1 rRNA gene is annotated in these 227 nt (G+C 39.2%); it reads left to right on the forward strand.

Annotated elements, in window-relative coordinates:
• Positions 1 to 82, forward strand: a 16S ribosomal RNA gene (locus F3J22_RS30355); the annotation flags it as partial.
• Positions 83 to 227: the final 145 nt, after the last annotated feature.

Consider the following 227-nt stretch of genomic DNA (forward strand, 5'->3'; position numbering starts at 1 on the left):
ACCGCCTAGGGTAAAATCGGTAATTGGGGCTAAGTCGTAACAAGGTAGCCGTATCGGAAGGTGCGGCTGGAATACCTCCTTTTTAGAGCTCATTAACCTATGAGCTGTTGTTTCCTTCTTCTTTCAAATAAATAGTTCTTTATAAAGATGTTTGGTTACTAACGTTTAAGAGTAAACGTAGTAATGCAAAAGAGATCGGATCTCACACATCATCAACGATTGAGTAA

Source organism: Chitinophaga sp. Cy-1792 (assembly GCF_011752935.1).
Classification (GTDB): domain Bacteria; phylum Bacteroidota; class Bacteroidia; order Chitinophagales; family Chitinophagaceae; genus Chitinophaga.